At 43.4% G+C, this 6,534-nt stretch carries 8 protein-coding genes and 2 pseudogenes; 9 read left to right on the top strand and 1 reads right to left on the bottom strand.

All coding sequences use genetic code 11. The annotated features are described in order from the left end of the window. From GC102_RS18740 to GC102_RS18700, 9 genes and pseudogenes are all read left to right on the top strand, one after another. On the top strand, positions 1-1,101 hold a 1,101-nt coding region (locus GC102_RS18740), incomplete at its 5' end, for an IS1380 family transposase (RefSeq protein WP_171690896.1). A gap of 235 nt (positions 1,102-1,336) precedes the next feature. Beyond that, on the top strand, positions 1,337-2,329 hold the full coding sequence (locus GC102_RS18735; RefSeq protein ID WP_171690895.1) for a carbohydrate-binding protein: 993 nt from the start codon (positions 1,337-1,339) through the stop codon (positions 2,327-2,329). Positions 2,330-2,334: 5 nt separating this feature from the next. Then, positions 2,335-2,769 (top strand): annotated as a pseudogene (locus tag GC102_RS18730) (sigma-70 family RNA polymerase sigma factor); the annotation flags it as partial. 59 nt (positions 2,770-2,828) lie between these two features. Then, positions 2,829-3,486, top strand: a pseudogene (locus tag GC102_RS18725) (ABC transporter ATP-binding protein). A gap of 198 nt (positions 3,487-3,684) precedes the next feature. After that, positions 3,685-3,948 carry a hypothetical protein gene (locus tag GC102_RS18720; RefSeq protein ID WP_246320995.1) on the top strand — a complete coding sequence of 88 codons (264 nt, stop codon included), beginning with the start codon at positions 3,685-3,687 and terminating at the stop codon, positions 3,946-3,948. A 36-nt stretch (positions 3,949-3,984) separates the two neighbouring features. Next, positions 3,985-4,311, top strand: a complete 327-nt coding sequence (locus GC102_RS18715) for a GNAT family N-acetyltransferase (protein ID WP_246320994.1) — start codon at positions 3,985-3,987, stop codon at positions 4,309-4,311. An 83-nt stretch (positions 4,312-4,394) separates the two neighbouring features. Then, complete coding sequence (locus tag GC102_RS18710; protein ID WP_171690894.1) at positions 4,395-4,592, top strand: hypothetical protein; 198 nt, start codon at positions 4,395-4,397, stop codon at positions 4,590-4,592. Between the two features lie 97 nt (positions 4,593-4,689). After that, positions 4,690-4,842 (top strand): hypothetical protein, encoded by a 153-nt coding sequence (locus GC102_RS18705; RefSeq protein WP_171690893.1) that lies wholly within the window; start codon positions 4,690-4,692, stop codon positions 4,840-4,842. A gap of 12 nt (positions 4,843-4,854) precedes the next feature. After that, complete coding sequence (locus GC102_RS18700) at positions 4,855-5,160, top strand: NIPSNAP family protein (protein WP_171690892.1); 306 nt, start codon at positions 4,855-4,857, stop codon at positions 5,158-5,160. Between the two features lie 266 nt (positions 5,161-5,426). On the opposite strand, the gene GC102_RS18695 is transcribed toward GC102_RS18700, so the two are convergent. Further along, positions 5,427-6,314 carry an AbiTii domain-containing protein gene (locus GC102_RS18695; protein WP_171690891.1) on the bottom strand — a complete coding sequence of 296 codons (888 nt, stop codon included), beginning with the start codon at positions 6,312-6,314 and terminating at the stop codon, positions 5,427-5,429. Positions 6,315-6,534 lie beyond the last annotated feature (220 nt).

The following is a 6,534-nucleotide window of genomic DNA, read 5'->3' as shown; positions in this document are numbered from 1 at the left end:
GACGAAAGCACGTTTCGCGGGTTGTTGAAAACCATGACATGGAGCCACCTCATTCAACTGGTTGCAATCAATCAGGAACTGCTTCGCCGCAAAGCGAGGCTAGAGGGCAAACGGCTTATTTGGATCGACATTGACGACACGGTCATCACGCTCTTCGGAGAGCAGGAAGGCGCGACGAACGGCTACAACCCTCGCTACCACGGACGTCCTTCATACAAGATTCGCGTCGCTTTTGTAGCAGGAACGGGAGAACTCATCCACCTGCACCTGAATCCAGGCAACACGAACGGCATGAAAGACTTCCTCTCATTTATCAAAGAAGTCGAAGCCTTGCTTCCGCCTGAATATATCATCGAAGGCATTCGCGCCGACTGCGGATTTGCCGACCCGGCGGTGATGGAATACGCCGAAGAAAAGGGCTGGCTCTACATCTTCAAATTACCGAAGAAGGCTACAGTAAAGAAAGCGATCGCCTACATGGAGCAGCATCCGCGGTTCTGGGAAACGCTCGCCGAGCATGAGAAGAGCATTCAATTCGCCGCAGAGAACGAGCACTGGGCAGCAGCTGACATCCAGATTGTGCAGTCCAGTTGGGACAAGGCGCGTCGCTGCGTCATCTATCGGGACGCGATCCAAACTGAGCAAACCACCGCTGACCAACTGACGATGGCTCTGACACTCTATTCCTATCAGGCGATCGTGACGAATACGGAAGACAAACCGCTGCCGCTGCTGCGCTCCTATAATCAGCGGGCGAACATTGAGAATCGCATTGACGATTTGAAAGACGGCTATGCCGTTGAACAGAACAGCCAGCATCGGATGCTGAACAATCTGTTGTTCAGTTGGATCAAAGCCATCGCGTATAATTTAATTGTCTGGTTCAAACAGACGCTGATGCCGGAGAACATGCAGCGCTACGAAGTGAAAACAATCCGCCGGGTCGTGCTGAAGGTGCCAGGTAATCTAGTTGGATCCGGTCGATATCAACACATCCGATTGGCGGCGTATCCACAGCTTCAGGATATCGTGATGACGATGCAGCATAAGCTCCGAGCATTTGCTGAGCGACTACGACCGGACGACCCGAGAGCGGCCTGACCGGATTACTAGCAAACCGAGGTACGGCATCCCCCTGTAAAAAGACAGGCTTCTTTGGGTTGCCTGAAAAAGTGAGTAACGTTCAGTCCAATAACACAGCCCCTATCTCGATCCGCCTAGACTTGCGATCCTAGCTGCAAAATGTGGGCTATTCAAGATTTATATCCGTATAATCCCATTTTTAAGTTATCCACATTCCGAATTCATGTTCAATGCAGATAAAACTTATGATTCGATGGTTGATTTAAATTTTGCTTCTCCGCCTTATGCTGCACCTGGTGGCACGGTATATGTATCTGGTTCCTATGATATTTATTATTCACAAGGCAATGACTGGGGTACTGGCAACTACAATTGTTTTAATGTCTTGGATTCTTTAGCAGTGTCGTATAATTTCGACTCATTGGCTTCTGTGGGTGGTTCTTATTGGGAAGATTTGCATGGTAACAAGGTAGCCACTCAGCAAGCCAGATCAACAACAGGACAAACGTATATTAGCTCAAGTGAAGATTCTTATCCTAACCGCGAAGAGAAGGTTGCTTATGAAGTCGCTACAGCCGTCCTTGCCAAATGGACCGTCTTGCAAAACGATTACGCGGTAACGAATGCATCTGTACCCGTAATGTCTACGTTGGAAGCAGAGAATGCTGTACCTATTTCAACGAATTCCGGAGGGGTATACAAATACACAGATGTTGCGGCTTCAGGCGGAGCTGGAATGGGGAGTATCAATAGTCTCAATGATGCCATTGTTTTCCAAGGCGTTGCCGGTGGTCCAAGTCTTGATATCCGCTATGCAGCAGGCTCAAATCTACAATTAAGCTTGTATATCAATGGTGTATTTTCACAGAAGGTCAATTTTACGTCTACAGGTGGATTCTCAGGCACATATAATACCAAACGGGTGTACGTTATCATTCCTTCCAATTCAACCGTAAAGCTTCAGTACGACACAGGAGATTTTATAGGTATCAACCTTGATTATATAACAGTAGGCACTCCTGTTAACGATGATGCTGCAGGTGTAACGTACACAGGAACATGGACGGATAATAATTCAGCTACCAATCGGTTTAATACTGACGAGCATTATACAAAAACGACTGGTGCAAGCGTCACCTTTACTTTTACAGGGTCGTCCGTCACATGGATAGGGGTACGGAATACAAATAGAGGAAAAGCCAATGTTTATATTGATGGTGTTTTACAGGCCGTTGTAGACCAGTAACGCTTGCTATCGAGTCGTTCTCGCCGAATAAGGGGACCAAGCTTGCGACATTTGCGGCTCGCTGTATTGAGAACGAGATCCTTATGCATCTGCGTTCGCTTAAGAAAACGCGCAAAGATGTGTCTTTGCATGATCCCATCGGAACGGACAAAGAGGCGAATGAAATTACTTTAATCGACATCCTTGGCACGGAGGCCGACGATGTCGTAGATAAGGTTCAGCTGAAGATAGAGAAGAGCAAAATCTATCGCAATCTGGAGATATTGGACGATCGAGAGAAGGAAGTCGTCGTTGGCCGGTTTGGGTTGGAGCTTGGCGGGGAAGAGCGGACGCAGCGAGAGATTGCGAAGGAGCTAGGGATTAGCCGCTCCTATGTGTCGAGGATTGAGAAGCGGGCGCTCATGAAGCTGTATCATGAATTTTATAAGGCGAAGAGGTAAGGATATGAATCAGATACTTCATTTATTTGGACTTAGTGTAAGTAATGGAGGTGAAGGTTATGATGTTAATCCATATCGAGAATGCCAGTAAATACTATACGATGGGCGAGGAAACGATTAAAGCGTTAGATGACGTCTCGTTAGATATTGATCATGGAGAATTCGTGGCCATCATGGGACCCTCCGGTTCCGGCAAATCCACACTGATGAACATTATCGGATGTTTGGATATTCTAGATAAAGGTTTCTATGACCTGGATGGTCAAGCAATAAATGTACTTAAGGATTCTGGGCTTGCTGAGATTCGTAATCGGAAGATTGGTTTTGTTTTGTAAAGCTTCAGCTTACTTGAGATTAAATGCATATGAAAACGTGGAACTGCCGTTGATTTATCGGGGGATGAGCAAGAAAGAGAGGGAGCCGCTTGTCATGCAAGCGTTAGAAGAGGTGGATCTAGTTGATCGCAGGCGCCATCTGCCTTCGGAGCTATCCGGTGGGCAGAAGCAACGCGTTGCTTCTGCCCGGACTATATCCGGAGATCCGGCAATTATTCTGGCGGATGAGCCTACGGGAGCGCTTGATTCGAAGACGGGCGCGGAGATTTTGGACATTTTCAAAAGGTTGAATTATCAGAGCAGGACGATCATTTTGATTACGCATGACCTGGAGATTGCGAAGCAGGCAAAACGTGTTGTGCATTTTCGGGATGGGCGGTAGAGTGAAGTTGTATAGGTATGATAATAAAGACCGGGACTCCGAATGGGGTGCCGGATAGTTGTTTATACACTTAGACATCGAGATTAAAGTAAACATGCTGTTAAGGCTAAGATATGGCCTTTGTCAAAAAAGAAGCACCTCGGTATGATGGGTTTGTCTACAGGTTAACACCTAACACCATCAAGGAGTCGCTATACAATGAAGTTTAAACAATCACTAGGACAAAATCAATGTATTGAAAGAATCACCACATCTCACTTGGTTGTAGGCATAGATATGGCCAAGGAGACACACGTAGCGCAAGCCACGAATTACCGAAGAATCGTACTCACTACAAAGCATCTTGCATTTAATAATGCAATTGAAGGGTTTAAAAAGCTGCAACGATGGTTGCTTGGCCTTCATCAAAAGCACCATTTAGATAAAGTAATCATATGTATGGAGCCGACGGGCAGGGGATAATTATGCTTTTGCGATGATAAAAAGGAAGATGGATCATTGATTGGTAATATGAGCATGGGAGTATCTCAAAAGCATAAACGTGCTGAACTTGCTTACTGGGTAGGTCAACCATTTTGGGGGCAAGGTTTTGCAACAGAAGCTGCTCGTAGGATCATTCAATTTGGGTTTGAAGATTTAGACTTAAATCGCATTTTTGCCGCTGCAATGACAAAAAATCCTGGGTCATATAAGATAATGAGAAAAATCGGTATGAAAGAAGAAGGCACTTTCCCTCAGCATGTATTGAAGTGGGGAGTCTACGAAGATTTAGTGTTTTACGGAATGGTCAAATCAGATTATTTAAGAGAAGGCTTGTTAAGCTAACGGATAACGATAGTCCCATTAAACAACCAGGACGAGGCTGCCGGTAAGATTCGGCGGCCTCGTTAAGCTAAGGGGCAGGATAGTTGAAATACAGAATATGTAAGTTGTTACCCCGAATAGCTGTTGCCAACGAAATTGGGAAAGGTCAACTTATCGGAATTCCTTTTGCCCATTCCGAAAGCAAGTTCTATACGCATTTGACTTTTTCTAAGCAAAAATGGATGGCAGTCGAAGGCGCTTCTGGCTTTGTGGAGCTTCTAGGCGGTCATATATCGAAATGATTGAAGTATAGTATCAATTCCTATCGATAACTCCTGTGTTAAGGTCTGTGGTACATTGAATTCAAGAATAACGACAACCCCACTGGAGGTAACCCAAATGACAACTCAAGCTTACATTGGCGAATACGGCTCGGTTTTTCTAATACCACCAAAAAGAGGGGATTATACCATCAAGCCAGTAAATGGATTCCATTTGTTCGCTAAGAATGATTTTCTTATTGATAGGGTAAGTTGGTTAAAAAGATTTTAAGGAGGGCTTTAAATGGTTACGTGCTACCTAAAATATGTTATTGATCCTTATAAAGTAAATGAATTCGAAGAATATGGTAAGATGTGGATTCGATTAGTTAATAAATTGGGTGGAACACATCATGGCTATTTTCTTCCACATGAGGGTGCTAATAATATCGCTTATGCCTTATTCACATTCTCAAGTCTAGCGGCGTATGAAGCGTATCGAGGAAAAATGCTTTTAGATTCAGAATGTCAAGAAGCATATAAATTTGCAGAGGATACTAAATGTATTTTAAGTTATGAGAGAAGCTTTATGCGTCCTGTACTCGAATAATATATCTAACTTATCACTGAATTCAACAGTACCCGACCGGTGCTTATGACTGAATCGTTGAATAACGGGACACCACAGTGGAGTAGCTTGCTTTGGGTAGCTCCTCTTTTAGTTTATTGAAGTAACGGGCAGGTTAATTATATGTTGTTTGATAATAAAGTTGTTTAAAACAGCTGCAGAAAACGCAGAAAACCCGGCCTTAGTTGTTGGCCGGGTCAGAAATAAAGTTGTTTAAAAATCCGAATATTTCGTTGACTAATTTATTTTTAGAACTTGATTTTATCCAGTTCATAAATTAATCCGGATGCAATAATACTTCCGGTAAGACCTTCCAACACATTCCGAATAGTGGAGAAAGATTCTTGGAGAATGTTTTTTTTCGGTCCTGCTTTCAATTGTGTATTAATCGCCATGATTTCACTATCCAGCTTCTGTCTCTTTTCCCCATCCAGCTTAAGTTGACCCAAATGCTCGGTTAAACTCGCAACGAATTCACGGACAGCATCCATATTCATTTCTGAGCTCATCATAGATTGTTGGGAATGAACCGTGTCTTGCTGGATCTGATTGTGATTGCCATGGATATTATAAATGGTATAATTTTGCTTTTGTGCTTCTTCTTTCTCATGCATTGAAAAACTCACTCCTTCCCCTAAAATGCCATCTTCCTCAAGCTTTATAGACCATTCGAGAATAATATTTCGTACATAATGGACAATCTGTTCAGCTTGGGATTTTCCAAAATGTAGAGCGAATTTAGTATCAAATTGTGTTAATTCTGAAAGCTGTTCCTGAATGGAATGTGGCAACGGCATCATTAACGTGCTTCCAGAGGTTGTTTTAAGTAATTGTTCAATCTCCGGTATAGATTGAGATATTTTGTTTTGACTGATGATGTCCAATATGTCTGCATTAATAATCACTGGAATCCAACCATTGTAAGGGTTCCACGCTTTTACTTCCCCACGTATGATCCGGTATTCAGGAAGTTGGTTATAAGGAACGTTGTAACTGTTCAGTTCATCATGTATCCACGTCTCAAGTTCACCAACTTTAAGCTTTTTCGCTACTACATATGCCTTTCTAAGAAGCGCTGATACACCCGTTTTTTCGTCATATGCTTCTCTCTGTAATTCAAGAACTAGTGAATCCATATGATCCTCCAATATATAGCATTTACATTATATTACATCATTTATCAATTATAGTATACGTGCGATTGTTAGCTGCAAGTTTATTGAGTTAGCTGCTCGGTTTGACAATATTGAGCTAACGGGTAACGAGAGTTCAATAAAAACATGAAAAGGCAGCCAGCCCAAGGTGGATTGGTTGCCTTTTCTCAAGTAACGGGCAGAGCGCGCCTAGCCAAGCTAG

The sequence above is a fragment of the Paenibacillus germinis genome (genome assembly GCF_013141785.1).
In the GTDB taxonomy this organism is placed as follows: domain Bacteria; phylum Bacillota; class Bacilli; order Paenibacillales; family NBRC-103111; genus Paenibacillus_E; species Paenibacillus_E phytorum.
This window is presented reverse-complemented; position numbering and strand designations above follow the sequence as displayed.